Source organism: Chryseobacterium ginsenosidimutans (assembly GCF_039536845.1).
Taxonomy (GTDB): Bacteria; Bacteroidota; Bacteroidia; order Flavobacteriales; family Weeksellaceae; genus Chryseobacterium; species Chryseobacterium ginsenosidimutans_B.
The window spans coordinates 31,913-58,746 of the sequence record NZ_BAAAZJ010000016.1 but is presented as its reverse complement, the minus strand read 5'-3'; the positions used below and the strand labels follow the sequence as shown (position 1 = coordinate 58,746).

Sequence of the window (26,834 nt, the reverse complement as noted above, 5' to 3'; positions counted from 1 at the left end):
AATTGCAGCAAAGAAATTTAATCATAAAGCGTGTTGAAATTTATAATCAGAAGGATTGATTTTCATCTGTTTTTTGAAATAATTAGTCAAATGACTTTCATCCGTAAAACCAAATTCAAAAGCGATTTGCTTCATTGTCATTTGTCCGGACTGAATTCTTCTTTCAATCAATTTTAACTTATAATCGGTAATATATTTTCGATAAGAAACATCGAAATTCCGCTTAAAATAAGAACTGAAATAAGTTTTTGAAATATTAAAATGTTCCGAAACAGTCTGTATTCTGATTTTTTCGGGACTATAAATATTTTGGTGAATATAAGTAATCAAATCGTCCTTTTTTGGACTGCCGTTGTCTATTCTGAGATTCATTTTCACCGAAGCTTCACGAATCAACCCAAAAATCGACAAAATCTGGAAAAATACAATAGGCGAATCTGAAATTTTATGAAACTGATCGTAATCAAAAATATTTTCGACAGTCTTTCTGAGGATTGTTTTGCAGGGCTCATCAAAGATCAGTTTTTCTTCTTTAAGTTGAGAATTCCGCATGATATCTGTAGGTGAAGCGGTAATCAGATTATCAGGAACAAGATGTTTATTGTTTTCAAAATACCCATCATTGAATTTAATAAAACAGAATTTGGTTGATTTTTTGATGTCGAAAAAATGTTCATCATCAGGAGAAATCAGAAATAAATCTCCTGATTTATACGGAATAATAATTTTATTGATGAGATGATTTCCCAAACCTTTGAAAATATAAACCAACTCATAATAAGTATGGCTATGTCTTGGAAAAGGATATACCACTGCTTCAAAAGTATCAACTTCTAAAAGTTCAAACTGTTTTCGTTTCATGTAATAAAATTACAATTTGTTAAATGATTTCTACAACCTTAAAATGGATTTTTTTGACAAAATTTGTAGAAGTCTTAAGAATTTCATTAAAATAATTTTAAGATTAAATTATTCTCATTCTTAAAAAATATCATTAAAAAAATATGGAATACAGAAAATTAGGAAACAGCGAACTGGAAATTTCAGCAATTACCTTTGGAGCTTGGGCTGCAGGAGGCTGGATGTGGGGAAGCACAGATAGAAATGAAGCCGTTGAAGCGATAAAAGCTTCTTATGATGTTGGAGTAACTTCAATCGACACCGCTCCGATTTACGGGCAGGGAACAAGCGAGGAAATTGTAGGTGAAGCCATCAAAGGCATTTCCCGTGACAAAGTTCAGATTCTGACGAAATTCGGAATGCGCTGGGATCTTGCAAAAGGTGATTTCGGCTTTAACAGCTTTAAAAATAATGGTGACGCAATTGATATTTACAAATATGCGGGTAAAGACAGCATTATCTACGAATGTGAGCAAAGTTTAAAGAGATTAGGAACAGATTTTATCGATTTGTATCAAATTCACTGGCCGGATTCTACGACTCCGATTGATGAAACTTTTGAGGCTGTTTTAAGGTTGATCGAACAAGGAAAAGTACGTTTTGCCGGAGTTTGCAACTATAATGTTCAACAAATGGCAGAAGCGGAAAAGACTTTGAATTTAGTTTCAAATCAAATCCCTTTCAGTATGGTGAATCGAGGAATTGAGGAAGAAACGGTTCCTTACTGCATCGAAAATAATAAATCAATTTTAGCATACAGCCCATTGGAAAGAGGTTTGTTAACCGGAAAAATATACAATGGGTATAAATTTCAGGAAGGTGATCACCGGGCAGGTCACAAACATTTTCAACCTGATTTTATTGAAAAAACAAATCAGCTTTTAGATAAAATTAAACCGATTGCAGAACAGCACAATGCTACTTTGGGACAATTGGTTCTCCGTTGGACAATCGAGAGACCTGGAATTACCATTGCTTTGGCAGGAGCGAGAAATGCAGATCAGGCGGTACAAAATGCAAAAGCAATTGAGATCAACTTGAGCAAAGAAGAATTAGCTGCAATTGACGAGCTTGTAAATAATTTTTAAATATTTTGTGAATGGTTGATTTTAAATTGATCATTCACAATTCATTTTAAACAATGGAAAAAAGAAGCAACAAATATCATCTCGAACTGAAAGAATTATCTTTAAAAGACGGTTCTGGCGGTACAAAAACACTAGAATTTGATTTTGAAAATCATGACGATATATTTCAGATTCTTGATGTAATTAAATCTAAAAATATTTTTAGTAATGAACAGACAGCGCGGGAATTCGCTTTAGGTTTGAAACTCTTCACAGAAGTCATGCTTAAAAACAAACAGCATCATTTGTTTGAAGAATTGAGACCTTCAATCATGGAATTTATGAAAAAACTGAAAAGCCAGTAAATACCAATTAAAAAAACATCAATTAATAATAAGAAATATGGAATATAGATTTTTAGGTAAATCAGGATTACAAGTTCCTGTTCTAAGTTTCGGAACTGCCACTTTTGGCGGCGAAGGTGATTTCTTCAAAGCTTGGGGAAGCACACAGGCAGATGAAGCAAAAAAACTGATTAATATCTGTTTGGATGCAGGAGTCAATTTATTTGATACTGCGGATATTTATTCTGATGGAAAATCCGAAGAAGTTTTAGGAAAAGCTATTGAAGGAATTTCCCGCGATCAACTTATTTTATCTACTAAAAGTACCTTTACTTTTGGTAAAAATCCATTGAATCAGGGTTCTTCCAGAACACATATTTTAAAACAGATTGAAGGAAGTTTAAAACGTTTAGGAACAGATTATATCGATATTTATCACATGCACGGATTCGATGGAAATACGCCTGTTGAAGAAACATTGAAAGTTTTGGACGATCTAGTCACAAGCGGAAAAGTGCGTTATATTGCGGCTTCTAATTTTTCAGGCTGGAATTTAATGAAATCTATCGGTGTTTCGGAAAAATATGGCTGGAGCAAATATATCGCTCATCAGGTTTACTATTCTTTAGCAAACCGCGAATACGAATGGGAATTAATGCCTCTCGGATTAGATCAAAATGTAGGAGCTATTGTATGGTCTCCCCTTTCATCAGGACGTTTGAGCGGAAAATACGGAAGAAATAAGCCTATTCCGAAGGAAAGCAGAATTGCACAAGGCGGAAGCCCGGTTCCGGAGGCTGTTGTTCAGGAAGAAATATTTTACAACACGATTGATGCGTTAGAAGAAATTGCTGAAGAAGTGGGTAAAAACGTCGCTCAGGTTGCTTTAAACTGGCTTTTGCAGCGTCCTACGGTTTCCAGTATCATTATTGGAGCAAGAAATGAGGAACAATTAAAGCAAAATCTTGAAGCTGTTGGCTGGAACTTAACTCGTGAACAGATTGAAAAATTGGATAAGGCAAGTGAAGTTCCTCCGATTTATCCTTATTGGCATCAATGGCAGAATAAAAGTCTGAATCCTACTCCTGATTTTTACAGTCACATAAAATAAATTTCTTTAATTGATTTCATTAAAAACAATACAATGGCTCAAGAAAAAATAGGGTTCATCGGATTGGGAAACATGGGATATCCGATGGCAAAAAACTTAGAAAAAGCAGGATTTCCCCTTTCCGTGTACAACAGAACGATTGAAAAAGCTGAAGATTTTAAAGAAAAATCTACCGTTTATCAAAATATCTCGGACTTAGTGAAAAATTCCGATATTATTTTCACGATGTTAACAAACGATGAAGCTGTAAAGATTGTCTACGAAAAAGTTTTAACATTAAATATTTCAGGAAAATTATTCATCGATATGAGTACAATTTCTCCTGAAGTGAGTAATGAAATTTCGAAGGCTGTTAAAATAAAAGAAGGCTCGTTTATCGACGCTCCGGTTGCAGGAAGCACAAAACCAGCTGCAGACGGAACTTTAATCATCATGGTTGGAGGTGAAGAAAAAGATTTGGAAAAGGCTCTTCCCTATTTTGAAAAATTAGGAAAACAGGTGAAGCATTTAGGCGAAAACGGAAAAGGACTTGCTGCGAAATTATCGGTTAATTATTTTATTTCAGCAATTTATCAAGGATTGGCAGAAACTATTTTGCTGTCTGACAAATTAGGAATTGAGCGAAAAGATATCCTCGAAATCATTAACGAAAGTGCAAGCGGAAGCGGTGCCACAAAAGTTAAAACTCCTGTATTGATTAATGATAATTATGAGGCCGCCTTTGCTTTAGATTTGATGTTGAAAGATATTTTGCTGGCAAAAAATGCAGGTGCCGATTTTCCTTTGTCAAAAACTCTGATTGAAACCTACCAAGCCGCTCATGATGCAGGCTTTGGAAAAGATGATGTGATCGGAATTATTAACTATCTTAAAAAATAAACGGCAAATTTATGATTTCGTGATTTTGCCGTTTTCTTAAAAAAATTCACCATGAAAAACTTCAAAACTGCTTTTTTCTTTTTAAGACTTCCCGTTGCAGTTTCATTATTGGGACACGGATTCGTTAGGATTCCAAAACTGGCAACATTCAGTGAATGGATGGTTAGTACGATGGAAAAATCAATGATTCCTGCGGCTTTGATTGTTCCGTTCAGTTATATTTTACCACTTGCAGAAGCTGTTATCGGGATTTTGTTATTAATTAATTTTAAAACAAAGCAGACTTTATATGCTGCTTTGGTATTAATGAGTATTTTGATTTTTGGAAGTTGTTCTATTGAAAACTGGTCGGCAATTGAAGCGCAATTATTGCATTCCTTTTATCTTTTTGGATTGTTTTGGTTTTATGAAAAATGTAAACCGGAAAATAGTAAATAAAAAATATTTTTTATTTTAATCATAATGAAATTATACTTCGAAATTTCAAAAAATAAAGAATTATTTTAGTTAAAATAGTAATTTTGAACAAATATTTTTTTTAATGTTTAAAGTTCTCCTTTCCCATATTCAGAATAAAGTCGATTTAAGTAAAGAAGAAAAAATTGAATTACAGTCATTTTTCGTATTTAAAAAACTGCGAAAAAAGCAGTATCTATTGCAGGAAGGTGATATGTGTAAACATATTTCTTTTGTAAGAAAAGGTTTGTTAAAATCCTATTTTTTAGATGAAAAAGGTGGTGAACATATCAATATGTTTGCTTTTGAAGGCTGGTGGATTTCGGATTTTAACAGTTTTATTAATCAGGAAAAAGCGGTTTTAAATATTGATGCAATTGAAGAAACAGAGCTGCTAATGATCACCCGCGATGATTATGAAAAACTGATGTTGGAAATTCCTGCTATGGAAAGATATTTCAGAATTTTATATCAAAATAGTCTGGTGACAAAAGATTACAGATTAATCGTTTCCAGTGGCTTTACTGCGGAAGAAAAATATACTCAATTAATGAAAAATAATCCGGAAATTATTAAAAGGGTTCCTCATAATTTAATTGCGTCCTATCTTGGTTTGGCTCCCGAAACGGTCAGTAGAATCCGTAAAAAGATTTCTTTTAAATAAAACTTGATTCAGATCAACAAAAAGCTGTGATTCAGGTCAAGTATTTCGATAGATTCTGTCCATAATTTTGTAAAATAAATTTTTATATTTTATGGGAAATAAAAATATTGCACTGGTAGTCGGTACTACCGGAATTACGGGAAGTAATCTTGCACAGGAGCTTATTTTACAAGGTTTTACAACTTACGGATTGTCAAGAACTTCTAATAATACTATTGAGAATTTAGTTCATGTTAAAGCAGACTTATTAGATATTCAGAATCTGGAAAAAGCTTTAGAAAATATCTCTCCTACTCATGTTTATTTCACAACGTGGATGCGGAATGATACTGAAGAAGAAAATATCCGTGTTAACAGCGCATTAGTAAGAAATCTTCTGGAAGTTTTATCTCCAAAAAAATCTATAAAACATGTGGCATTAGTAACAGGACTGAAACATTATTTAGGACCTTTTGAAGCCTATGCAAAAGAAGGAAAACTACCCGAAACGCCAGTAAGAGAGGAACATCCGAGACTTCCTCTTCCCAATTTTTATTATGCTCAGGAAGATGAAGTATATAAAGCTTCTGAAAGAGATGGTTTTGCATGGAGTGTTCACAGACCGCATACTGTGGTTGGTTATGCTGTTGGAAATCTAATGAATATAGCTTCGACCTTAGCGGTTTACGCCAGTATTTGCAAAGAAACGGGTCGAAAGTTTATCTGGCCGGGATCTTCCGAACAATGGAACGGAATTTCTGATGTGACGGATGCCAGAATCTTAGCGAAACAACTAGTTTGGGCGTCAACAACAGAATCTGCAAAAAATAGGGCTTTCAATATTGCAAATGGAGATGTTTTCCGTTGGAAATGGCTTTGGAAAAGACTGGCTGATTGGTTCCAAATTGAAGCTGTCGGTTTTGACAATGAAATCAAACCACTCGAAAAAGAAATGGAAAACGATCAGGAAATATGGAGACAAATCGCACAAAAATATGGTTTAAAAGAAGAAAATTTAACCAGATTATCCTCCGCCTGGCATACAGATCTTGACTTGGGAAGACCTCTTGAAGTAATGTGTGATATGACTAACAGCCGAAATTTAGGCTTCAATGAATATCAGAATACAGAAAGATCATTCATAGATGTTTTTGAAAAATTAAAGGCAGAAAAAATTATTCCTTAAGCTTTAATTTGATAAAGAGTTGTTTCATAACAGCTCTTTTTTTGTTATATAAAAAATCGTTTCTTTGTAAAAAAGACCAAGTGGTATTATTATGAAAAAATCGGAAGCAACCCGCTTAAATATTCTTCAAAAAGCATTTGAATTAATTTATACCAACGGCTATCAAACGACCAGTGTTGATGAGATTATTGCGACTACTCAGGTAACGAAAGGCGCATTCTATTATCATTTTAAAACTAAGGACGAAATGGGTTTGGCAATCATCAACGAACTCATGATTCCCAACTTCAAAAATACTTTCATTGAACCATTTCAAGGTGTTGTAAATCCGCTGGATGCAATTTATGATTTAATGCATTATTTGTTGATTGAGAATGAAACATTAAAGGTTGAATATGGCTGTCCCGCTTCCAATTTTACTCAGGAAATGGCCCCCTGGAATATTGATTTTACCAAGGCTTTGAACGAACTTACTAGGCAATGGGAACAGACAATGATCGATGCCATTGAAAAAGCAAAAGAAAATGGGAAAATTAAAGCCGATGTTAATGCCAAAGAAATTGCCGTTTTTGTGATGTCGGGCTATTGGGGAGTAAGAAATTTGGGTAAATTAGAAAATTCTAAATCCGTGTATCTTGTTTATTTAAAAGGACTTAAGGCTTATTTTGATTCAGTGTAATATTTTTTTATTAAAAAACATACTAATTAGTATGTTTTTATTATATCTTTGTCAAATTATTAAAAATTGATAAATGTATCAGACACTTACCTTTCTGCATTCCACTTTTCGGTGGTTGGTATTATTAAGTTTAATTTATGCTATTTTCACGGCTTACAAAGGTTATTTTTCAAATAAAGAATTTTCAAAAAAGGACAATTCTGTAAGACATTGGACAGCAACAATTGCTCACATTCAATTGGTTCTGGGAATCACTTTATACTCTCAAAGCCCTATCATCAAATACTTTTGGACTCATTTCAGTGAAGCGAAAGAATCATTCGATCTTTTATTTTTCGGATTGATTCACATTTTTCTGATGCTGTTTTCAATTATTTTAATAACGATTGGCTCGGCAATTTCAAAAAGAAAACCGACTGATAAAGAGAAATTTAAAACAATGCTGATTTATTTTACGATTGCTTTACTCATTATTTTCATCGCCATTCCGTGGCCCTTTTCTCCTCTTGCTAACAGACCTTATTTCAGATAATTATGATTGATTTATTTAAAACTAAAATCGGACGGTTAAGAATTATTGCGATCCTTGAAGGAATTTCATTATTAACTTTAGTATTTGTCGCAGTTCCAATGAAATATGGATTTGATAATCCCGCTTTTGTAAAGATGATGGGACCGATTCACGGTTCATTATTTCTGCTTTTTTTATTTAATACGTTAAGCGTTGGTATCGAACAAAACTGGAAGTTTAAAGAAATAACCTGGAAAGTACTTTTAGCGTGTATTATTCCGTTTGGAACATTTTATATTGATAAAAAAATATTAAGCAAACTATGAAAAATGCGTTGATTTTTTGCGGAATTATTTTACTGATTTACCTTGTTTATCGAGTGTATAAATACCAAACTTTAGATGATGGTTTGGATAAATTAATTAAGAATGGAGCTGTCATTCTGGATGTAAGAACCGAAAAAGAATACGAAAGCGGACATATTGCTGGATCAAAGAATATTTCGTTGGGAACAATCCGGGAAAGATATGTAGAACTTGATCCGAATAAAACGTATATCACGGTTTGTTCGCATGGTTTAAGAAGTGTAAAAGTCGAGCATATTTTAAAAGAAAAAGGTTTTAAAAATGTTCATAACGGCGGAGCTTGGAGTGATTTGAAAGAAAGTTTTAACTTAAAATAAAAATTTCGGAAGAGAAGATTATCCCCTTCCGAAATTACTATAAAAACAAGAAATTATTTGATTAATTTTTAATCACTTTAAAATCTTTGAAATAACCGATGGTACCAATATCAACCCAAAGTCCGATACTTCCCGATTTCAGGTTGCCTTTTCGTTCACTCACAATAAATGAAGGGTGTTTTTGATTATTCACATACAAAACAGCTTTCCCGTTTTTCAGTTCGATTCGTAATGTGATCCATTCATTCAAACCAGTATCGGCATACGTTTCATACTGCCCTTTGAATTCCGGCTTTCTTAATTTTTCAAACTTAAAATCAGGATAAGCGTAATATTGCACACTGTGATTTCTTCCGAATTGACTGTCTGATCTTGCAGCTTTCGGTCTCAGATAAATCGATTCGAAAGCAGAGTTATCTTTATTAATATTAAAAGCAAGACCTATAAAACCCTGTGCAAATTCAAAAGGTGAAGGATTCTGAATCTGGCTATAGATTTTTACCTCAATGATTCCGTTTTCAATTTCTGTTTTGGTCAATTTCACAAAAGTTGGTTCATCAACCGTATTTTCCAGATGATTGACATCGAAAGATATTTTGTTTAGATCTCTTTCTAATTGCAAAACTTTTTCACCTTTAAAATCAATGACAGAAGCCTTTACATTAGAAATTTCAAATTCTTTGTTTTCGAATCGTATAGATTGCGCAGAAACAGCTGTAGTCGACATGATGGTAATTATTAATGATAAAATTGTATAATTAAACATTAAATTTTCCCTTTTGCTTCCGACAATGTAACCGTTTTACCCAACGCACCGAATTCATGGAGATCTCCAAAAACTTCAATTCTAACAGATTGATCGATTCCTCCGATTTTTAAAGGCTCAAAACCATTATTCTTAATTAAATTTTCAGCTTCAGCATCAATACTCTCATCATCTGAAGCATAAAATAAAACTGTTTTTTCAGGATTTTGATAAGCAGATTCTGTTATGGATGAAGCTCCTAAAGTTCCTAATGCTTTAACCAATTTTGCATTTTCAGGTAAAAATTTACGGTTAATTTCTCCTGCAGATTCATTTTCTCCAATAATTTTTTTGAAACCTCCATTTTCGTCCATAGCAATCGGATTGGAAGGATCAACAATAATTTTTCCTTCTAAATCTTTAGAATATTCCTTTAAAAACCCTTCAATCGCTCCAAATGGAATTGCCAATACGATAATCCGGGCATTTTTCACTGCGCTTGCAATATCACTCGGAAGAACATTATTTCCCCATTTTACAGATAATTCTTTTGCTTTTTCAAGATTTCTGTCGGCAACGATAAACTGATTTTCAGATTTTGCAAGATTTCCCGCAACTGCCTGTCCGATATTTCCTAAACCGATTACGGCTACTTTTGATGTTGTTGTCATTACTATTTATTTTTAAAATTTATAATGCAAATTTCCATCGAAAAGGAGGCTTTTTCCAATGAACTGAATTAAGAAATGGTCTTAATGTAGATTAAGATTTTGTTTTAATGATTTTACTTTTAAGCTTACTGAGAAATTCGGGAGTGATTCCTAAAAACGAGGCAATCTGCGTTTGCGGAAGCCGGTTGGAAAGATGAGAATACGTTTCCATAAAAGAAAGATAACGCTCTTCAGCAGTCGAACTGATGTTTTGTAAAAGACGATTTTGAAGCGTAACAAAGCTGTTTTCAATTAAAACCCTGAAAATCCTGTCGAATTTCGGAGCGGAAGTATACAATTTGATTAAATTTTCATAGCTGATCTGAAGAACCATTGTGTCTTCCAGTGCATCGATGCTCAAGTCTGATGATTTTTTCTGATGAAAGCTTCCAATATCGACCATCCACCAGTTTTCTGAAGCAAATTGGATGATGTGGGTATTTCCTTTTTCATCAACTTTATACATTCTCAGACAACCCCGAACCACAAAATTGAATTGATTACAAATATCATTTTCCTGTAATACATATTGCTTTTTTCGATATAGTCTTGATTTGAAAAGTTCTCTCACCAATTGAGATTCTTCATTATTTAAAGGGATTAGCGAATTAAAATAATTAATCAAAGGCTCTGTGGAAGGCTGTATCGGTTTTTCCTGCATGGTGAAATTTCTGATACAAATGTAATTAATATTAAAAAAATAAACCGTCCCAAATTTGAGACGGCTTACTTTTATAAAAATCTAACTAAGTTTTGATATGAGTTGAAACTGACTATTTCAAATATTTCTGTTTTAAAACCGCAATTTCTCTCGGCCCGATTCCCATTTCAATCTGGAAGAAGTTTTCTACGCTTCCATATTTTTTATTGATGGCTGCAAAGAAATTTCTAATCAGTTCTGGTCTTAATTCCATTTGCTGTTTGATTTCCGCTTCACTCATTCCCGTCATTTTTGTAAGCCCGGAATACATTTGATTCATCGTTGGATTTTTTGCTAAATAAAAGTTAGAAGCAACATAATCACTTTCAATAACATCTTGCGGAACTCCCAGAATTTTCAGGAATAATGCCGATGCCATTCCCGTTCTGTCGCGCCCTCCTGTGCAGTGAAATAACAGGGCTTCATCGGGCTTTAAAGTCAATAACTGAACAAATAAACTTCTGTATCTTTCTCCGAAATACGGCAATCCGCCTTCGCCGTACATATCGAATAAAAAATTTTTGTCTTTCAGGAATTTAGCCATATCCTGAGCCGTCGGAAGGTTGTTGCTTCCAGCCGGACAAAGAATGTAACTTGTATTTTCCGGAAGTCTGTCCTGTGCTTTTTTAGCCTCTTCAATCCCTCTGAAATCTACCACCGTTACGATTTTTTTATCCTTAAAAGTCTGTAAATCTTTATCAGATAATTTATTAATGGCGTCACTTCGGTATACTTTTCCTAGCACAACTTCTTTTCCGTCAGTCGTTTTGTAACCTCCTGTATCTCTAAAATTATAGGCTCCTTCCATTTTTACAACTCTTCGAAGACTGTCTTTAATCTGTGCATTTGTTGTCGCTCCACAAGCAACGATTGCTAATGTTAATACTATTTTTTTCATAGATAAAATTTTAAAATATTTGCCAACGAACTCCCAGTTGTCCTCTGCTTCCATACCATTCGTTCGACGTTACTCTTTTTTTATTGTCGCCCATATAAAGCCTTAAATTCTCGTTGCTTAGGTTATTTAATTCAACAAATAATTTCACTTTCTTGCTGATGTCATAACTTGCAGAAAAATCGATCGTAAAGTTTTTATCAGACCAGATATAATAATTCGGACCTAGATTTTGATTGATGGTTTCAACAGACTTCCCCCTGTAATTCCCTGCAAGACGGATCATTACTTTATTGCTTTCATAATAAAGAATCGCATTGAAAAGGTTTTTAGACTGATTCGGAAGCGTTGTTTTATCGAAATACTGAACTCCATTTGTCGTTCTCGGAACTTCAACACTCGAATCGATGAATGTATAATTAAATTCAACCCCGAAACCGTTCCAGAATCCCGGTAAAAAATCAAGACGTTTGTTGATTCCCACTTCCAATCCCAACAAATTGGAATCCTGAAGGTTTTTCGCCTGAGTTACCATATAATCGGTACCGTTAAGGTTCATAATAGAGGTGTCTGAAAATACAATGTCTGAGATTTTTTTGTAAAAGACACCTCCTGAAAGAATACCGATATTGTTAAAGTAATATTCACCCATCAAATCAAAATTATGACTGAAGGTCGGCTGTAAATCCGGATTTCCTCTTGTAATTTTGTTAGGACTTGAAGTATTGTCAATGCTCGATCCCGGAGACATATCTCCGAAATTCGGTCTGATGAACGATCTTGTATAAGCAAACCTTACACTAGCTTTTGGTGAAAAATTATAACGCAAATGAAGCATCGGAAGAAAAGCATTATAGTTGCTTTCCACAATTGATTCACTGATTACCGTTGTGCCGGGAGTTCCTGATTTGGTTGCTTTAGCTCCGTTTAAAGTTAATCTTGTGGTTTCATTTCTAAAACCTCCGACGATTTTAAACTTATCGCTTGCTTTGATTTCAGCCATTGCGTACGCTGCAAAAACATTTTCTTCGCCTGTGTAAACGCTTGTTGCATTGGTTTCTGCATTTGAAAAATCTTTAAAACCATTCTGCTGCAAAAATTCAGGAGAATACATCTGGAAAAGCTGATCTTTTGTAGGTGGATTCATGATGTATTGACTATAATCTCCGTTCATTCCGTTGAGAAAAGTGGTTCCTTTTGGAGCTTCAGTTGTTGTTAATTGAGACAGCGTCAGCAAAGCCGGAGAATTCGGAATTCCTAAAGATGCATTCGGAAGGAAAACCGCGGTATATCCATAAGTACTGTTTCTGTCTTTTTCACGGTATTTTGCTCCTATTTTTAATGTAATACTGGAATTTATATCATATTTTAAATTTACCCTGCCGATTTTATCTCTTTCATTATTATCCAATTTGGAAATGACCAATTGAGAAAGCAATAATTTATTGGCGCTCATCACTTCATTCGGATTAGCCGCATCAGAGCTGTAATCATGATACTCACCTCCTATTCCTTCTGGTGAATCAAATCCCCAATATCGTTTTCCGTCACTTGATAAATTAGCAAATCCACCAGTAATTTTTTGTCTGAAAGTAGCAATCGGAAGACCTTTAATATCATTTGTCGGCGGAGTATCAAGGAAATATTTTGCCTGATAGTCACTTACCATCCAGTCGATGTTTAATTTTGAAGAAATGCTGTGTTCGCCGCCCAATTCCATTCCATATAATTCCGTTTGATAGTGAGAATATCTGAAATTGTACTGATAACGGCTGTTTGTATAATCTACATAAGATTCATAAACCGGACGAATATCATCAAACTTATTAAACATTCCACGGAAATAAATTTTATTATTTGCATTAAATTTATATTCCAATCCACCATTCAGACCGATCGTTCTTCTCGTTCCCATATATCGTTTCATCATGATCGTGCTGATGGATTTTCTTTGGACATCATTTGCTGCACCTGTATTGTAAGTCACATCAAATGAATCTGCTCCCCATTGTCTGTCCCAAATTGCACCCGACAAAATAACTCCCAATTTATTTTTGAAAAAACGGTCTCCGTAAACAATTGAACCATTGTACGTCGCATTTTGAGAAAAAGTATTATAACCTCCTGCTCCACTTACACTTAATGTTTTCTTTGCGGGAGCGGTTCTGGTAATAAAATTGATACTTCCACCGATCGCGTCACCGTCCATATCGGGTGTAACTGCTTTCGAAACCTGTACAAACTGAATTAATTCAGAAGGAATAACATCCAAAACGAAAGATCTGTTTCCCAAAACATTCGCACTCGGAAGACGGTTTCCGTTGAATAATGCAGAAGTCCATGCAAAAGGAGTTCCCCGAACGGTCGCCTGATCTGCTTCACCGTGATACCTTGCAACAGCCACACCCTGAACTCTTTGCACAGCTTCTGCAGCATTTCTGTCCGGAAGTTTCCCAATCGCATCGGCGGCGATTACTTCCATGATGGCGTTATTATTTTTTTTGATCTCGTAGGCTTTTGCCTGAGTTAGAGCATTCGGTCTTGAAATAACAACACCTTCAATATCAGTTGTTTTATCCTTACTCTTCTTTTCTTCGGGAGCAATGGTGATATAGCCGATATCGTTTGTTCCTTCTTTTATTGTGATCGGAAAAATTTTCGTTTCATAGCCGATATATTCAACTTTAATATTGATTTCCCCCAGTTTTGGTGAAAGTAAATTGAAATCTCCGTCCAGGGACGAAACAGCTTTCGCATCAACATCTATAATCGAAATATTAGCTCCAGGAAGTGCCCCGTTCGTTTTACCTACAACGGTTCCTTTGATAGTCTGTGCATGAATGGTTCCAAAAGATGCTATCAGGAAAAAAGCAGATATCTGTATGATCCTCGACTTGTGTTTTGAAAAACCAATAGAATTATTCATAGGAATTTTTTTGTGGCAAAATTGCGCGAATCAAAATATCATTTCGTCCATAGGAAAAAACCATATTAAAAACCGTATCACTCGTTGGATTGATACTTTTAATGTATTGATTTTTAATTACTTAAATTGATTTAACTATTTGTTATTTATTTATGAACCTAATATTAATAGCTAAAGAAAATTTTTAATAGATAAATAATAGTATTGACGATGGTAAAGTGATGATTTTGTATTTATTTTGTGAAAACCTAAGGAAGAATGCAATATATAATTATCATTGGGGCTTTTCAGGCACTTGTGGCGCTTTGGCTTTTACAGTTCAGAGAGAGAAAATCACCTTCCAATTATCTGTTTATTTTCTTGCTTTCCGCGATTGCGGTTCACCTCATTATCAAATTTGTTATTTTCAATTTTATTCCTGACGAAAGTATCAGACAGCAGATGAATACGTTTATCGGGGTCTGTTATGGTCCTTTGATTTATTTATATACTTTAAGTAAGACCAAAAAAGATTTTTCTCTGGCAAAAAAATGGTACACCTTTATACCGCTTTTTATTCTGATGATTGCCTATTTAACGGTTGCCTGTGTGTTTTTCGTCCTTCATCGTGTGGATCAAAAGTTGCTTGATTTATATAATGATTTCAGCTTAATTGTACTTTTCATGATCAATTTATATTATCCGTTAAGAAGTGTTTTAATTATCAATAAAAATCAATTTAAAACTTCTCAAAAGATTGAATATGATGTGATTAAAAGAATTTCTTACTGTATTCTTTTTATGGAACTGCTCGTTGTTGCATCGAAGACATTGATTCATATTTATCCTGAAGATTTTCAGATCATTAATATTTCGGTGAGAACTGTTGCATACTTTTTACTTTTGGTCATTTGTCTTTTAATTGTAAGAAAAAGCCTTAAAACAGAGGCTCTCCAACTTCCGGAAACTCCTGAGAATCATCTTAAAATTGCAGTTGAAAATATCCCGCAGGAAAAAGAAAATTTTCCTTTAAATACGCTTGATTACGAAATAAAATTCAATGAATTGTGGCAGAAAATGGATAATTCTGTAAAGCAGAAACAACTGTTCAGAGATTGTGATTTAAATCTTGACCAATTGGCTTTGAAAACAGAAATCAATAAATACCAGATCAGCGAAATGTTAAACGGTTACAAACACAAGCCATTTTACCGATATATCAACGAATACCGCATCGAATACTTCAAAAGCATGGTTGAAAAAGCAATTCAAACGAATGAAAATATTAATTTTTTGTCTTTTGCTTATGAATCAGGCTTTAAATCAAAGTCTTCTTTTAACCGCTATTTTAAAGAAATTATAGGAAAAACTCCCTCAGAATACTACAAGAGTTTGATTAAAAGTAATAAAGAATCCTCTTTTGAAAATCTTTACAGAGGGAGCGCTTAAAATTTAACTATTTTCATTATCAATCCATACAACTTTTTGCTGGGCCAGATGTTCTTTTCCAAGAATGTCTTTATATAATTCCGGTCTTCGGGCATTAATGTATCTGTAACCGCCCGCTTGGGTCAGTTTCTCAGGAGTTATGAGAGCTGTTTCAAAGCTGTTATCAAACGAGCGGCATTCTGCAATAACATCCCCAAAAGGGTCAATAATCATCGAGCATCCGTTTTTCAATTGGTTATCATCCATCCCGATAGGATTAGAAAAAACGATATAAGCTCCGTTGTCGTAAGCTCTTGAAGGAAGCCATTTCATCAACCAGTCTCTGCCTTTCATTCCATCAAATTCTAAACGGAGAGATGTAGGATCAGTTTCTCTGCTTTCCCATAGTTTTGGATCCACAAAACCAGCACCCGGTCTTGTAGAAGGCGTACACATGGTAACATGAGGCATGAAGATAATATCCGCGCCCAGAAGTTTGGTGGCTCTTACATTTTCAATAATATTGTTGTCATAGCAGATCAAAATGCCACATTTCCAGCCATGAATTTCAAAAACACAGTATTCGTTTCCGGGTGTTAAACTGGGATTAATGAACGGATGTAATTTTCTGTATTTTGCAACCAACCCTTTTTTATCTACACAGACATAAGCTTTAAATAAATTATTGTTTTCATCCTTTTCAAAAAGCCCTGCTAATATGATGATATCAAATTTACCTGCAATCTGCTGTAATTTTTGAATGCTTTTTCCTTCAGGAATAATTTCTGCAATATCAAGCATTTGTTCTTTGGTCAGTTTTCTGGCAAATGTATAGCCTGTAATTGAGCATTCATGAAAAGCGATTACATGAGAACCATTAGATGCAGCTTTCTCAGCAAGTGTTTCTATAACCGAAAGATTATATTCTTTATCTCCGCTTCTGTTTTCGAATTGCGCCGTTGAAATTTTTAGGTTGTCCATTCTTTTTTTTGACAAAATTAGAACACTCAAAAATTTTAAAATTGTATAAAACCGACATTGATTTCTTAATTTAATTCGATAAAGTTTACAGCCAGTTTATTTTCTGTTTTTAGATACTGATTGGGAGTAAGCCCAATATTATTTTTAAATTCTTTGATCAGATGAGATTGGTCGGCGTAGCCTGCATTATATGAAAGACCTATAATGCTTTCATGATTAATATTACAATTAATTAAGCTTAAAAAATAATGAAGCCGGGCGATATTGCTATATTTTTTAGGAGAAACTCCCATGTAATTTTTAAATTTCCTTTCAATATGCCGCTCGGAATATCCTGTGAAATACTCCAGATCTTTTAATGTAACAGAGCCTTTATTTTGAAGAATATAGTGTTGAACTGCCGTCACAAAATCATAGTCGGAACTAATTACTTTAGATAGAATTTTTGTGAAATATACATTCAGATCATCTATAATTAATTTAGGATCCGTTTTATAAAATAGTTTTTCCTGAAAAAGGTGCATTTCATTTTTTACTACATCTTTTACTGAGATAATTTGATCCTGAACTTCTTTTACAGAAATTCCAAGAAAAGCATTAAAAAAATAAGGCTGAAAAACCACTGCAATCAAAGAAAATCTTCCTTTGATAAAAAGGTCTTTATACTGGGTCAGCTGTCCGTAAAAAAAAGAAAGAGGAAGATCGTTCCCGGAAATATCGAATATATTGATATTATCCGATAAAATAAGTCCGGTATTTCCGTCGGTAAATAACCTTAATTTCTTCATATTATCTTCAGAATTTCCCAAAAAGATATAATGTTTAATATAAGATGTTAAATGTTTTGGCGGAGAAATTTGCATTATCAAAAATAAATAAAATAGCTTGATTATTATTCTTTAAAGAATATTTTATGATGTAAATTTTTCATAAATATAAATAACAAACAATTATTGAATGGCTGAACAATTCTCCATTAAAGTAAATCGGTTTTTTGGTCAGGTTTTTGAATAGTAAACGTAATTAAATTTCTAGTTTAATGTAAACCAATCACTTAAAATATAATATTATGTCAACAGAAAATCTTACGCATTTAGAAGCGATCAAAAAAATTAAAGAACTGTCGGAAAGTGCAAAAATCTGTATGTTTTGTACAGAATTGCAAACTCTCCCGATCAACTCCCGTCCAATGACTTTACAAGAAACTGATGATGAAGGAAATCTCTGGTTTATCAGCGGTGATACCAGCAACAAAAATTTTGAAATAAAAGATGACCGAAGAGTTCAGTTATTTTTCATGAATAATTCGGATTATCAATATCTTTCAGTATTCGGAGAAGCCTCAATTTACAAAGATAAAACAACCATCGAAGATAAATGGTCACCGATGGCAAAAGCTTGGTTTGAGGAAGGAAAAGACGACCCTAACGTTTCTATTATTCGCGTAGAGCCATCAGAAACGTATTATTGGGATACAAAAGCAGGAAAACTGGTAAGTTTATTCACCTTTGTTGCTTCTGCAATTACAGGAAAAACCACTAATAATTCTGATGGTGTAGAAGGAAACGCTACGATTTAATTTTAATGAACATCAATAAAAAAGCAGTGAAAAAATTTCACTGCTTTTTCGATTACAAAATTAAAAATATAAAAAAACTACTCAATTTCAAAGATAGTCTGAATTTCCACAGAGGAATGGAATTCACAGGAATCGAAGAAGCTCCGTATGTGCTCTCGCATGTTTTCCTTTTTTCCAAAAAAACTTCTGGAACCTAGATTTGAAGTCATGATTGAATTTAGAAATTCTTTACAAAACCAATTCCTGCATTTCCTTTCTGATAATATGGCATAATCATCGATGAGGAATTTTCTTTTTTTCCGCCCAAAAGAGTAGTAATTTTCGGATATAGCCAATACGCTAATTCCGTTGACAAAATTCCAAACCCAGCCCCTCCAACAACATCTCCGAACCAATGTTTATTGTTCAGCATTCTGTAAACTCCTGTGAAAACTGCAAGAGAATATCCTGAAACAGCCAGTAAAAAATTAGAATCTTTGTATTCCCGAAACATAAACTGAGCGGAAGCAAAAGCTATCGCCGTATGCCCGGAAGGAAAAGACAGCTTATTTGATAAATCAGGTCTTTCCTCTTTTACAGCGTGTTTCAGAGGAACGGTGATCGCTGTTGTAATCAATAAAGAAGTTCCATAGATAATACTTCTGTCTCTTAAATTATGTTTTCCTTGCACTCCGAAGGCATTCAGACCATAAACTAACGCTGCAGGCGCAAATTGGGAATAACTGTCGAGTTTAATATGATCCGGTTTATGTTCGCTGATTTCGTATTGTGTAGATGAATTCAGCCTTTTTAGTCCGTCGATGCCCAGACTTGCAACTCCATAAGAGATCAAAACAGTCGGAACAATCAATTTTTTATAGCTGAACTGATGCGTTTTATCCAGTGAAATATTTTTTGAAACAGCAGCTGAATCATTAATTTTTTCAACCTGTAAACTGTCTTGTGCGTGAATTCTTTGGAAGCTTAGAACAATTAATAATAAGCTTGATAGTAAACCTTTCATGAGCTAATTCTGTATCTTTAAGATTAATTATTAATACAAAATTGCCATTCAATTTCGAATAAATTTCGAAGAAAGCCTCTTAAAAAAGGTTAAAATTAGTATTGTTTTATCTTTGAAATCAATAATCATATTTTTAAAATAAATTATAGATTTATAATAAAAATATGATTATTGTTTTCGAATGTATAATCAATGGTCCAATTCTGGAATTTGCAGATTTCTTTGATAATTGCTAATCCTAAACCACTTCCATTATTATCAGCAGAACCTCTTGAAAACCTTTTAAATAAAAGATCTTTGTCAAGTTTGCTTGTTCCTGAATTTGAAACTTTAAATGATGTTTCCGTAAGTTCTATAGAAATCGAAGCATCTTTTGAAGTGTGGCGAATCGCATTAATCAATAAATTATTAATTAGAACTTCCGTTAAGCCTGAATTTCCATTTACATAAACTTCAGGAAGAATATAGGATTTTACGGAAATATTTTTCTGCAGAAAATGCTCTTCCAGCAATTCAACACTCTGTCTTACCAAAATATCAAGCTGGATTTTTTCAGTATTATCAAACTGACTGTTATCAATTTTTGCGAGCAATAATAGATTTTTATTAATTCTTGAACTTCTGGTTAGGGCTTTATTGATGTCTTCAACAATTTGATATTGTTTTTCCGTAATATCTTTATTTTGCAGCAGAAGATCCAGTTTGTGTTTAATAATTGCTAACGGCGTCTGTAATTCATGAGAAGCATTTTCCGTGAATTCTTTTTGAGTTTGATAGACTGAAATATTCTTTTCTATCAGTTTATTTAAAGACAAATGAAGCTCCTCAAATTCTGTAGTATCTGTTATTTCAAACTCAATATTGTTTTGATGATTAAGATTGAAGTTTTTTAATTTTTCCAAAGTATTTCGGAAAGGTTTCCAGATTGTTGCAGAAAGTTTTCTGTTTAAATATAAAAGTCCCAAAACAATTATTATAAAAAAGAAAACCGTTGTAACAGCAATAACAGCAATGGTTTCATGGGATTCTTCAATATTGGTCTGGATTGTAAAAAGAAATGGTTTATTATTAATCTGAACCACAGTTTTCAGGCATCTGTAACGTTCGATTTCCGGGTTATCAGAAAATGTTTCGGGTTTCTCTATGGTTGTGTATACATCTCTTTTTAAATTATTTACCAGAATTCCTTCAATATTGGTTTCCGGCTGAATATGATTCCAGAGTTCAATACTTTTAGTCAACTCCTGATCCGAAAGTTTCAGATGGTTGAATTCGTAAGCCGTTTTCTCTGCAATTGTCTTATTGTGTTCATCCAATTCACTTTGCCAGATCGTATCGATAACCCAATAATAAACAGGAATACTTATGACCAGAATAATCAGGACATAGATGAGAAAGGGTTTTGTGGTCTTGTTCAATAATGGCTTCAAGTTTAATTGTTGGTGTTAATGTTTAATTATTAATATCCCACTTATATCCCGTTCCGTAAACAGTTTTCAGATAATGTTCACAACCCGCATCATACAGTTTTTTCTTTAAATTTTTCACATGAGCATATACAAAATCATGGCTATCCAGCATATCTGCAAAATCTCCTGAGAGGTGTTCAGCTAAAGTGCTTTTTGAAATTACTTTATTTTTGTTTCCGATAAAATAAATTAAAAGGCCGAATTCTTTTTTTGTCAAATTAATGGGTTGATCGTTGATAGAAACCGTTTTTGCCAAAAGATCAATCTGTAATTCATTTTGTTTGATGGTATTTGAATTATTAAACTGTTTTCTGCGTATAATGGAATAAATTCTCGCCATTAATTCTGAAAGATGAAAAGGTTTTGTAAGATAATCATCCGCTCCCATCTGTAAGCCATAAATTCTATCATCCAACGCATTTTTTGCTGAAACGATAATTACTCCGTCCTCTTTATCCTGTTTCTTTAATTCTTCCAAAATTTTAAGTCCGTTTCCGTCGGGAAGCATGATGTCCAAAACGATACAGTCATATTGAAATGTCTCAATTTTGTCCATTGCTTCGGCAAAGGTGAATGCAAATTCGCACAAATATTTTTCTTCTGAAAGATATTCTGCAATACTTTTCGCCAGTTCCAGCTCGTCTTCTATGATCAGGATTTTCATTTTGCAAAATTATAAACCAATTTCGAAGAAATTCTGAATTAAATATAAACAAAATAACCCATACAAAATATATGGGTTTGACTAGCTATATTAAAACTAAGACTTATTTATTTTATCCATTAACGATCAATCCGCCGTTTGGATGGAGAATCTGTCCTGTGATCTGAGTGGCATCATCACTTGCCAGAAATAGGAAACTTGTCGCTATTTCTTCCGGGGAAGCATTTCTTTCGAAAGGTGGTTTGTTTATATCTTCTTCCTCTTCTCCGAAAGTTTTTTCTGTTAAAGGTGTTGCCACAGGTCCTGGAGCAACGGCATTGATGCGGATTCCTTTCGGTTTTGCCTGTAAAGCTAAAGAACGCGTAAAGGAAACAATTGCACCTTTTGTTGCAGAATAATCCAGCAATTCAGGATGTCCCTGATAAGCCGCTGCCGATGTAGTATTAATCACAGAATTTCCCTCTTTTAAATAAGGGAAAACAACTTTCGTCAACAAAATCATTCCTATAATATTTGAATCGAAGGTTTTTCTGATGTTTTCTTCTTTAAGGTCTTCAATATTTTCAGACGGAAACTGAACTCCGGCGTTGTTGATTAAAATATCAATCCCATTAAATTCTGAAACGACTTTCTGGACTGTTTTTTCACAAAATTCATAATCATTAATATCACCTTTGAAAATAAAAGATCTTCTTCCCAAATTTTCAACTTCCGATTTTGTTTTTTCTGCGTCCTCGGTATTTGAATGATAAATAATCGCAATATTTGCTCCTTCTTTTGCAAAAAGCAAAGCAACAGCCTTACCAATTCCACTGTCGGCTCCGGTGATGAGTACGGATTTGTTTTTTAACTTTAATTCACCCATAATTAAAATTATTTTTGATATTCAGCTTATTTATTTTAAAATTAATGTTTGATTGATTTCACTTTTAAAGCAACCTAAAATAAATTCTGTGTAATATAATTGGGCATTCAGAGCTTGAGTTTTAGGATGCAGTTCTAATTTTTTTGTTAAAATAATTTCACCTTTATAAACAAAAGAGAAAAATGCAAAAATTTTATAGGATGAATTACGAGTTGGCGTGCAATAACCGGTTGTAGCGATTGCCCAGTCGGTTTCAAAAAGTTTGGCAACATTTAAAGCCATTGTTTCGGCAATATTTTCTGAAACACAGTCGCAGTCTTCTGCTTCTGCTTTGTCTATATTTAATAATCTTACTTTTTCGGGTAAAGTATAAGCCGTCATTCCGCCTTTATAAAACAGAGAAGCATTCGGCATTTGTGAAAAAGCTAATTGTAAGCAGCCTGAAGTTACACTTTCTACGACCGAAATAGTTTCACCTGTCGTCATCAGAGACTGACTGATGTATTCTAAAAGGTTCTTTTGAAATTCCATAATTTTAATATTTTAAGTGATGTGATTAAGTATTTTACTTTGAAAAAGCCACATAGAAAATTCTACCTGACTTTATTTTACTAATAATTACTCCGATTTACATCAAGAGTAATTTGGTATTCTTATTATTTTAGCTTTATTAGATGCCTTAATAAAAATTCTGAAATGATAATTATTAAATTTACATTTAAAACAACTGTATTTCTTATGACTTGAGTCATGTAAATACTAGTATAGAATTTTTCGGTTATCTATTTTAAGATTTCCCTGTTTTTCCATCTTTTTTAAGGTTCTGATCACGGTTTCAACACGTAATCCTGTAAGATTTGCGATCTGCTGTCGGGTAAATTCTACATGAAAACAATGTTCACAGTCTCCGTCATGATAGCTTTTCAGGTAATCCAACAAACCTTTTAATCGTAAAACAGGATTCTGTGAAGACATACTTTGCAACATAATTGCCTTGAAATAAAGCCTTTGCGATAGACATGCATTCATCTCCATAGAAAGCTTCGGGTTTTTGTCCAAAAGTTCTATGAAATTGTTTTTAGGAAGCCTGATAATTTCTACTGCAGATAAACAGACTGCATTCATTACATAAAATTTCTCCAAAAAAAGCATTGGTTCACCAAAACTTTGCTTTTCTCCTAAAATATTATGAATGAATTCTTTTCCTTCTTCATTGTAATTATTTTGCTTTACTTTTCCCGTTACAATCTGATAATAATAAAGTGCATTGTCTCCCTCTCTGTAAATAATATCTCCTGTTTTGTAATTCTTGTCTTCTCCGCCGAAAGAATATAGAATTTCAGAGTCGATGTTCATACAGCTTATAGTTTTCATATCCTAAGTTTTTTTTAGAATTCCTTACAAAAAAAAGACCATAAATCTTATATTAGAAAAAATAATACAAAATTTTACCATCTTTAAATTTATAATTCTTGATATTAATTCTATTGACTGTAAAATTTGTTATTTATTAGGTTGTTATTTTTAATATTCCTATTAAAGTCTGAGCATTTTAGTAGGAATAAAGTATGGTCTTAGTTAGTTGAATGCAAATATTAAGCCTTGTGTTTCTGTTTTAATAATTAAATACATTTATTTTATTAAATTTTAAATATTTTAAAATTATTAATGTGAATTTTAAAAATAAAGTAATGTAAAATTGAAATTTCAACAATAGTATTAATTCGATATAGAAAATAAATAAACCCCGTTTAATTGTAAATGAGGTTTATTTATCTAATGGCATTTAATTATTTTGTGATTTAATCTAACGAAAAAATGAGATCGCTTGATTTTAAGTAAACTTATATTTGAAACTCAGGACAAAAATCTGAGAAATCTAAGCATTACTTGCAGTTCATAATAATATATTTAAGTGGTGATTATCAAAGCTAGAAAAACATCATGTTAACAAATTATGATCTCAATCATATTTTTATTTTGATGTGTTTTATTTAGCAAATTTTTTCGTGCCTGCGACACAAAGAATTACTCCTATTGTTACGCCTACCATTCCAAGACTTACTTGTTCATGAAGAAAATATGCAGCTAAAGCCAATCCGAAAAAGGGTTGTAAAAGCTGTAATTGTCCGACCGTTGTTATTCCGCCCTGCGCTAAACCTTTATACCAGAATATAAAGCCGATAAACATACTGAATAAAGAAATATAACCTAATCCAAACCAACCCTGAAAGCTCACTGTTTCAATATTTTCGGGGAAATAAATAAAAAATAAAGGAAGCATTAACGGTAAAGCCAAAACTAATGCCCAGGAAATCACTTGCCATCCTCCCAAGGTCTTTGATAGTTTTGCGCCTTCTGCATAGCCCATTCCACAAAGAATGACAGCTAATAGCATTAAAATATCGCCAATTGGAGATGCAGAAATTCCTTGTAAAAAGGCATACCCAATCACTAATAAACTTCCAAGAATAGAAAAGAACCAGAATATCGGGTGTGGTCTTTCTCCTCCTCGAAAAACTCCGAATAAAGCGGTCATTAGCGGTAACATTCCCAAAAATACAATCGAATGTGCTGAAGTTAAATATTGTAAAGCCATTGCAGAAAGCAAAGGAAATCCTATTACGCAACCCAACGAAACTAAAATTAGAGGAAATACCTGAACTTTTGCAGGTCGTTTTTCCTTAAAAATAAGCAAAACAGAAAGTGCCAAAACTCCGGCAATCCCCGCTCTTGCAATCGTTACGAAAATCGGACTCATTTCCATTACAGCCAATTTTGTTGCAGGCATTCCTCCGCTGAAAAGTAAAACTCCGATGAAACCGTTAATCCATCCCTGTAAAGCCTGATCTTTTGATATTGTAGTTGTTGTCATTCTATTGAAGTCTTATTGAATGTTTCAAAATTATTAAGGTTAAATAAATAAACACAGTCTCAGTTTTGTATATTTGTATGAGCACAGTTTTAGAAATGAACAAAGAATACTTATATACGGAAATAGCCAACGGAATTGCATCACAGATCCGAAAAGGTATATTAAAAGTCGGTGATAAATTACCTTCTGTAAGGAAATTATGTCAGGATCATCAAATCAGCATGAACACTGCAAAACGTGTTTTCCTTGAACTGGAATCGCAGTCTTTGGTAGATTCAAAACCACAATCAGGTTATTTTGTGAGTAATTTTCTTTCTATAAAACTGCCTTTACCCGATGTAAGTAAACCTTCTTTAATAGCTAATAATGACGAACCCGATGAACTGATTAATAAAGTGTATGAAAATATCGGCAAAAAAGATATGACGATATTTTCCATCGGAATTCCGTCGGGAGATCTTTTACCACAAGCAAAACTTAAAAAAGAAATCATCAACGCGATCCGAACTTTAAAAGAAGGCGGAACAGAATACGAAGAAATCCAGGGAAATATGAAACTGCGAAGAATGATCGCGATGAGATCTCTGCAATGGGGCGGAAATTTTCATGAAAATGATCTGGTTACCACAAACGGCGGAATGAATGCCTTATCGTTTTGCTTAATGGCTTTGGGAAAACCCGGTGATACTATTGCCATTGAAAGTCCGTGTTATCCGGGAATTTTACAGTTGGCAAATGGTTTAGGCTTAAAAGTTCTGGAACTTCCTACCCACCCGACAACAGGAATTGAAATTGAAGCTTTAAAAAAAGTAATTCCCAAGATCGATCTGTGTCTTTTGATTCCTAATTACAATGCACCTTTGGGAAGTGTGATGTCCGATGAAAATAAAAAAGAGGTCGTAAAACTTTTATCAGAAAATAATATTCCTTTGATTGAAGATGATGTTTATGGAGATCTCTATTTTGGTTCAACACGCCCAAAATGCTGCAAATCATTTGATAAAGAAGGAAATGTTTTGTATTGCAGTTCCATTTCAAAAACATTGGCTCCCGGTTATCGTGTCGGCTGGATTGCTCCCGGAAAATACAAGGATAAAATTTTAAAATTAAAGCTCCTTCACTCTACTTCATCGATTTCGATTGTGAATGAAGCAGTTGCCAATTTCATGAAAAACGGCTATGAAAAACATCTTCAGCAAATGAGAAAATCTCTGCAGAATAATTACCAAAATTATGTTCAGACTATCGCAGAATCTTTTCCTGAAGGCACAAAAACAAGCCGTCCACAAGGCGGATTATCACTTTGGGTAGAATTTAATAAAAATATTAAAACAACAGAATTGTATGATCTTGCTATTAAAGAAAATATAAGCATAGCTCCGGGAAGAATGTTTACTTTACAAAATCAGTTTGAAAACTGTATGAGACTTTGCATCGGTTTGCCATGGACCGAAGAAACACAATTGAAATTGAGACGGGTTGGGAATCTGGCGAAAAGAATTTAAGAGATTTAATTATAAACTTTAAAATTAAATCTTAATATTGAGTTTATCATTC

29 protein-coding genes are annotated in these 26,834 nt (G+C 33.5%); 14 read left to right on the top strand and 15 right to left on the bottom strand.

Annotated elements, in window-relative coordinates; translation table 11 throughout:
- Positions 1-21: 21 nt before the first annotated feature.
- Positions 22-861 (bottom strand): AraC family transcriptional regulator, encoded by an 840-nt coding sequence (locus tag ABD745_RS19730; protein WP_344834227.1) that lies wholly within the window; start codon positions 859-861, stop codon positions 22-24.
- A 143-nt stretch (positions 862-1,004) separates the two neighbouring features.
- On the opposite strand from ABD745_RS19730, the gene ABD745_RS19725 reads away from it, so the two are divergent.
- The 11 genes from ABD745_RS19725 to ABD745_RS19675 all read left to right on the top strand — a co-directional run bounded on the left by ABD745_RS19725 (position 1,005) and on the right by ABD745_RS19675 (position 8,458).
- Positions 1,005-1,988 carry an aldo/keto reductase gene (locus ABD745_RS19725; RefSeq protein ID WP_344834225.1) on the top strand — a complete coding sequence of 328 codons (984 nt, stop codon included), beginning with the start codon at positions 1,005-1,007 and terminating at the stop codon, positions 1,986-1,988.
- Between the two features lie 53 nt (positions 1,989-2,041).
- On the top strand, positions 2,042-2,332 hold the full coding sequence (locus ABD745_RS19720) for a DUF3861 domain-containing protein (protein ID WP_344834222.1): 291 nt from the start codon (positions 2,042-2,044) through the stop codon (positions 2,330-2,332).
- Between the two features lie 37 nt (positions 2,333-2,369).
- Positions 2,370-3,422, top strand: a complete 1,053-nt coding sequence (locus tag ABD745_RS19715) for an aldo/keto reductase (RefSeq protein ID WP_344834220.1) — start codon at positions 2,370-2,372, stop codon at positions 3,420-3,422.
- Positions 3,423-3,455: 33 nt separating this feature from the next.
- Positions 3,456-4,301: an NAD(P)-dependent oxidoreductase gene (locus ABD745_RS19710; RefSeq protein WP_344834216.1), complete on the top strand. Its 846-nt coding sequence runs from the start codon at positions 3,456-3,458 to the stop codon at positions 4,299-4,301.
- Positions 4,302-4,352: 51 nt separating this feature from the next.
- Complete coding sequence (locus ABD745_RS19705) at positions 4,353-4,739, top strand: MauE/DoxX family redox-associated membrane protein (protein ID WP_344834212.1); 387 nt, start codon at positions 4,353-4,355, stop codon at positions 4,737-4,739.
- A gap of 103 nt (positions 4,740-4,842) precedes the next feature.
- Positions 4,843-5,421 carry a Crp/Fnr family transcriptional regulator gene (locus tag ABD745_RS19700; protein ID WP_344834209.1) on the top strand — a complete coding sequence of 193 codons (579 nt, stop codon included), beginning with the start codon at positions 4,843-4,845 and terminating at the stop codon, positions 5,419-5,421.
- A 91-nt stretch (positions 5,422-5,512) separates the two neighbouring features.
- Entirely contained in the window at positions 5,513-6,586 is a 1,074-nt protein-coding gene (locus ABD745_RS19695) for an SDR family oxidoreductase (RefSeq protein WP_344834207.1), read from the top strand.
- Positions 6,587-6,677: 91 nt separating this feature from the next.
- The gene (locus tag ABD745_RS19690; protein ID WP_344834206.1) at positions 6,678-7,265 is read left to right on the top strand and encodes a TetR/AcrR family transcriptional regulator; all 588 of its coding nucleotides are present in this window, start codon (positions 6,678-6,680) and stop codon (positions 7,263-7,265) included.
- A gap of 73 nt (positions 7,266-7,338) precedes the next feature.
- Positions 7,339-7,797, top strand: coding sequence for a hypothetical protein (locus ABD745_RS19685; RefSeq protein WP_344834204.1), 459 nt, complete (start codon positions 7,339-7,341; stop codon positions 7,795-7,797).
- 2 nt (positions 7,798-7,799) lie between these two features.
- Complete coding sequence (locus ABD745_RS19680; RefSeq protein WP_344834203.1) at positions 7,800-8,102, top strand: DUF3817 domain-containing protein; 303 nt, start codon at positions 7,800-7,802, stop codon at positions 8,100-8,102.
- Complete coding sequence (locus tag ABD745_RS19675) at positions 8,099-8,458, top strand: rhodanese-like domain-containing protein (RefSeq protein WP_344834200.1); 360 nt, start codon at positions 8,099-8,101, stop codon at positions 8,456-8,458. Before ABD745_RS19680 ends, ABD745_RS19675 begins: the two co-directional genes overlap by 4 nt.
- Before the next feature lie 61 nt (positions 8,459-8,519).
- Here ABD745_RS19675 and ABD745_RS19670 read toward each other — a convergent pair whose 3' ends face one another.
- From ABD745_RS19670 to ABD745_RS19650, 5 genes are all read right to left on the bottom strand, one after another.
- Positions 8,520-9,224, bottom strand: coding sequence for a hypothetical protein (locus tag ABD745_RS19670; RefSeq protein WP_344834197.1), 705 nt, complete (start codon positions 9,222-9,224; stop codon positions 8,520-8,522).
- Entirely contained in the window at positions 9,224-9,874 is a 651-nt protein-coding gene (locus ABD745_RS19665; RefSeq protein WP_344834194.1) for an NADPH-dependent F420 reductase, read from the bottom strand. Before ABD745_RS19665 ends, ABD745_RS19670 begins: the two co-directional genes overlap by 1 nt.
- Before the next feature lie 91 nt (positions 9,875-9,965).
- Complete coding sequence (locus ABD745_RS19660) at positions 9,966-10,574, bottom strand: Crp/Fnr family transcriptional regulator (RefSeq protein WP_344834192.1); 609 nt, start codon at positions 10,572-10,574, stop codon at positions 9,966-9,968.
- A 112-nt stretch (positions 10,575-10,686) separates the two neighbouring features.
- Positions 10,687-11,511 (bottom strand): tyrosine-protein phosphatase, encoded by an 825-nt coding sequence (locus ABD745_RS19655; protein WP_344834189.1) that lies wholly within the window; start codon positions 11,509-11,511, stop codon positions 10,687-10,689.
- Positions 11,512-11,521: 10 nt separating this feature from the next.
- Positions 11,522-14,434: a TonB-dependent receptor gene (locus ABD745_RS19650; RefSeq protein WP_344834186.1), complete on the bottom strand. Its 2,913-nt coding sequence runs from the start codon at positions 14,432-14,434 to the stop codon at positions 11,522-11,524.
- 258 nt (positions 14,435-14,692) lie between these two features.
- Here ABD745_RS19650 and ABD745_RS19645 point away from each other — a divergent pair, with 258 nt between their 5' ends.
- A complete protein-coding gene (locus ABD745_RS19645) occupies positions 14,693-15,862 on the top strand; it encodes a helix-turn-helix domain-containing protein (protein WP_344834183.1) in 1,170 nt (389 codons plus the stop codon).
- Between the two features lie 3 nt (positions 15,863-15,865).
- Here the strand turns inward: ABD745_RS19645 and ABD745_RS19640 are convergent, their stop codons facing one another.
- Positions 15,866-16,822, bottom strand: a complete 957-nt coding sequence (locus ABD745_RS19640; RefSeq protein WP_344834180.1) for a nitrilase family protein — start codon at positions 16,820-16,822, stop codon at positions 15,866-15,868.
- A gap of 65 nt (positions 16,823-16,887) precedes the next feature.
- On the bottom strand, positions 16,888-17,685 hold the full coding sequence (locus ABD745_RS19635) for a DUF6597 domain-containing transcriptional factor (RefSeq protein ID WP_344834178.1): 798 nt from the start codon (positions 17,683-17,685) through the stop codon (positions 16,888-16,890).
- Positions 17,686-17,891: 206 nt separating this feature from the next.
- Between ABD745_RS19635 and ABD745_RS19630 the strand changes: the two genes are divergently transcribed.
- The gene (locus ABD745_RS19630) at positions 17,892-18,401 is read left to right on the top strand and encodes a pyridoxamine 5'-phosphate oxidase family protein (protein ID WP_344834175.1); all 510 of its coding nucleotides are present in this window, start codon (positions 17,892-17,894) and stop codon (positions 18,399-18,401) included.
- 217 nt (positions 18,402-18,618) lie between these two features.
- Here ABD745_RS19630 and ABD745_RS19625 read toward each other — a convergent pair whose 3' ends face one another.
- The 7 genes from ABD745_RS19625 to ABD745_RS19595 all read right to left on the bottom strand — a co-directional run bounded on the left by ABD745_RS19625 (position 18,619) and on the right by ABD745_RS19595 (position 25,277).
- Positions 18,619-19,404, bottom strand: coding sequence for a phosphatase PAP2 family protein (locus ABD745_RS19625; RefSeq protein WP_344834172.1), 786 nt, complete (start codon positions 19,402-19,404; stop codon positions 18,619-18,621).
- Between the two features lie 143 nt (positions 19,405-19,547).
- On the bottom strand, positions 19,548-20,822 hold the full coding sequence (locus ABD745_RS19620; protein WP_344834169.1) for a sensor histidine kinase: 1,275 nt from the start codon (positions 20,820-20,822) through the stop codon (positions 19,548-19,550).
- A gap of 34 nt (positions 20,823-20,856) precedes the next feature.
- Complete coding sequence (locus tag ABD745_RS19615; RefSeq protein WP_047402021.1) at positions 20,857-21,537, bottom strand: response regulator; 681 nt, start codon at positions 21,535-21,537, stop codon at positions 20,857-20,859.
- A 112-nt stretch (positions 21,538-21,649) separates the two neighbouring features.
- Positions 21,650-22,402, bottom strand: a complete 753-nt coding sequence (locus ABD745_RS19610; RefSeq protein WP_344834165.1) for an SDR family oxidoreductase — start codon at positions 22,400-22,402, stop codon at positions 21,650-21,652.
- A 30-nt stretch (positions 22,403-22,432) separates the two neighbouring features.
- Positions 22,433-22,933 carry a CinA family protein gene (locus ABD745_RS19605; RefSeq protein ID WP_344834162.1) on the bottom strand — a complete coding sequence of 167 codons (501 nt, stop codon included), beginning with the start codon at positions 22,931-22,933 and terminating at the stop codon, positions 22,433-22,435.
- Positions 22,934-23,161: 228 nt separating this feature from the next.
- Complete coding sequence (locus ABD745_RS19600; RefSeq protein WP_344834159.1) at positions 23,162-23,758, bottom strand: Crp/Fnr family transcriptional regulator; 597 nt, start codon at positions 23,756-23,758, stop codon at positions 23,162-23,164.
- A gap of 634 nt (positions 23,759-24,392) precedes the next feature.
- Positions 24,393-25,277, bottom strand: coding sequence for a DMT family transporter (locus ABD745_RS19595; protein ID WP_344834156.1), 885 nt, complete (start codon positions 25,275-25,277; stop codon positions 24,393-24,395).
- A 95-nt stretch (positions 25,278-25,372) separates the two neighbouring features.
- Between ABD745_RS19595 and ABD745_RS19590 the strand changes: the two genes are divergently transcribed.
- Complete coding sequence (locus ABD745_RS19590) at positions 25,373-26,782, top strand: aminotransferase-like domain-containing protein (RefSeq protein ID WP_344834153.1); 1,410 nt, start codon at positions 25,373-25,375, stop codon at positions 26,780-26,782.
- The last annotated feature ends 52 nt before the right edge of the window (positions 26,783-26,834 follow it).

Excerpts from the sequence above, each read along its gene's own strand:
- ABD745_RS19695 (WP_344834207.1), top strand. The coding sequence starts at position 5,513 with ATGGGAAATAAAAATATTGCACTGGTAGTCGGTACTACCGGAATTACG.
- ABD745_RS19630 (WP_344834175.1), top strand. The coding sequence starts at position 17,892 with ATGTCAACAGAAAATCTTACGCATTTAGAAGCGATCAAAAAAATTAAA.
- ABD745_RS19660 (WP_344834192.1), bottom strand. The coding sequence starts at position 10,574 with ATGCAGGAAAAACCGATACAGCCTTCCACAGAGCCTTTGATTAATTAT.
- ABD745_RS19730 (WP_344834227.1), bottom strand. The coding sequence starts at position 861 with ATGAAACGAAAACAGTTTGAACTTTTAGAAGTTGATACTTTTGAAGCA.
- ABD745_RS19675 (WP_344834200.1), top strand. The coding sequence starts at position 8,099 with ATGAAAAATGCGTTGATTTTTTGCGGAATTATTTTACTGATTTACCTT.
- ABD745_RS19710 (WP_344834216.1), top strand. The coding sequence starts at position 3,456 with ATGGCTCAAGAAAAAATAGGGTTCATCGGATTGGGAAACATGGGATAT.
- ABD745_RS19600 (WP_344834159.1), bottom strand. The coding sequence starts at position 23,758 with ATGAACATCGACTCTGAAATTCTATATTCTTTCGGCGGAGAAGACAAG.
- ABD745_RS19605 (WP_344834162.1), bottom strand. The coding sequence starts at position 22,933 with ATGGAATTTCAAAAGAACCTTTTAGAATACATCAGTCAGTCTCTGATG.
- ABD745_RS19705 (WP_344834212.1), top strand. The coding sequence starts at position 4,353 with ATGAAAAACTTCAAAACTGCTTTTTTCTTTTTAAGACTTCCCGTTGCA.
- ABD745_RS19615 (WP_047402021.1), bottom strand. The coding sequence starts at position 21,537 with ATGAAAATCCTGATCATAGAAGACGAGCTGGAACTGGCGAAAAGTATT.
- ABD745_RS19725 (WP_344834225.1), top strand. The coding sequence starts at position 1,005 with ATGGAATACAGAAAATTAGGAAACAGCGAACTGGAAATTTCAGCAATT.
- ABD745_RS19720 (WP_344834222.1), top strand. The coding sequence starts at position 2,042 with ATGGAAAAAAGAAGCAACAAATATCATCTCGAACTGAAAGAATTATCT.
- ABD745_RS19670 (WP_344834197.1), bottom strand. The coding sequence starts at position 9,224 with ATGTTTAATTATACAATTTTATCATTAATAATTACCATCATGTCGACT.
- ABD745_RS19690 (WP_344834206.1), top strand. The coding sequence starts at position 6,678 with ATGAAAAAATCGGAAGCAACCCGCTTAAATATTCTTCAAAAAGCATTT.
- ABD745_RS19700 (WP_344834209.1), top strand. The coding sequence starts at position 4,843 with ATGTTTAAAGTTCTCCTTTCCCATATTCAGAATAAAGTCGATTTAAGT.
- ABD745_RS19610 (WP_344834165.1), bottom strand. The coding sequence starts at position 22,402 with ATGGGTGAATTAAAGTTAAAAAACAAATCCGTACTCATCACCGGAGCC.
- ABD745_RS19625 (WP_344834172.1), bottom strand. The coding sequence starts at position 19,404 with ATGAAAGGTTTACTATCAAGCTTATTATTAATTGTTCTAAGCTTCCAA.
- ABD745_RS19680 (WP_344834203.1), top strand. The coding sequence starts at position 7,800 with ATGATTGATTTATTTAAAACTAAAATCGGACGGTTAAGAATTATTGCG.
- ABD745_RS19715 (WP_344834220.1), top strand. The coding sequence starts at position 2,370 with ATGGAATATAGATTTTTAGGTAAATCAGGATTACAAGTTCCTGTTCTA.
- ABD745_RS19665 (WP_344834194.1), bottom strand. The coding sequence starts at position 9,874 with ATGACAACAACATCAAAAGTAGCCGTAATCGGTTTAGGAAATATCGGA.
- ABD745_RS19685 (WP_344834204.1), top strand. The coding sequence starts at position 7,339 with ATGTATCAGACACTTACCTTTCTGCATTCCACTTTTCGGTGGTTGGTA.
- ABD745_RS19590 (WP_344834153.1), top strand. The coding sequence starts at position 25,373 with ATGAACAAAGAATACTTATATACGGAAATAGCCAACGGAATTGCATCA.
- ABD745_RS19645 (WP_344834183.1), top strand. The coding sequence starts at position 14,693 with ATGCAATATATAATTATCATTGGGGCTTTTCAGGCACTTGTGGCGCTT.
- ABD745_RS19635 (WP_344834178.1), bottom strand. The coding sequence starts at position 17,685 with ATGCAAATTTCTCCGCCAAAACATTTAACATCTTATATTAAACATTAT.
- ABD745_RS19640 (WP_344834180.1), bottom strand. The coding sequence starts at position 16,822 with ATGGACAACCTAAAAATTTCAACGGCGCAATTCGAAAACAGAAGCGGA.
- ABD745_RS19595 (WP_344834156.1), bottom strand. The coding sequence starts at position 25,277 with ATGACAACAACTACAATATCAAAAGATCAGGCTTTACAGGGATGGATT.
- ABD745_RS19650 (WP_344834186.1), bottom strand. The coding sequence starts at position 14,434 with ATGAATAATTCTATTGGTTTTTCAAAACACAAGTCGAGGATCATACAG.
- ABD745_RS19655 (WP_344834189.1), bottom strand. The coding sequence starts at position 11,511 with ATGAAAAAAATAGTATTAACATTAGCAATCGTTGCTTGTGGAGCGACA.